This window comes from Chryseobacterium sp. C2(2020), from assembly GCF_014218915.1.
Taxonomy (GTDB): domain Bacteria; phylum Bacteroidota; class Bacteroidia; order Flavobacteriales; family Weeksellaceae; genus Chryseobacterium; species Chryseobacterium mucoviscidosis.
Genome location: NZ_JACLCT010000107.1, coordinates 1 through 601, shown reverse-complemented (window position 1 = coordinate 601; position 601 = coordinate 1). Strand labels below are relative to the sequence as shown.

General features: G+C 23.0%; 1 protein-coding gene. It reads left to right on the top strand.

Going from position 1 to position 601, the window contains the following annotated elements; genetic code table 11:
* Positions 1 to 93: 93 nt before the first annotated feature.
* Positions 94 to 552, top strand: coding sequence for a hypothetical protein (locus H6W52_RS21130; protein WP_185216992.1), 459 nt, complete (start codon positions 94 to 96; stop codon positions 550 to 552).
* The last annotated feature ends 49 nt before the right edge of the window (positions 553 to 601 follow it).

Here is a 601-nt window from a genome sequence, read left to right as displayed (position 1 = left end):
TTTCTCTCTCGTTTCATAGGTTAAAATTAAGGTTTTATGCTTAACTTTAACTGGACGCTAAATTAGTACATCCACCTTATATCTAATAATACTTTGTTACAAGTAACTCAACATAATAAAATTGATGTTATTTCTTTAAAACTTAAAAATATTGAGCTTGAAGATTTCTTTATTTGGAATGTAGGAGAAAGTGATAATACAAATCCATTCAATGTGTTTGAAACCATTATACTAAGGGCTTTTTATGATTATGAAAGAATTATAATAAGTAATAATAGAATAAATAAAATATTAATTACATATATTTTAGACAAAATAATTAAAATTAAGGATACTTATGAAATTTATGATGGATGCGAATTAGAATATATTAAAGGCTATAATGCCTATAAATTTGCAAACGATTATGATGCATTTTTAGAAATGCTAAATGATGATAATAGCCATATTACGTTTAAATTAAAGCAAGCATTAAATTTTTTATTTTTTAATAATTTAAATGAATTGAATCAGAATATAATATATGGATGTACTAATTTAGCGTCCAGTTAAAGTTAAGCATAAAACCTTAATTTTAACCTATGAAACGAGAGAGAAAAAT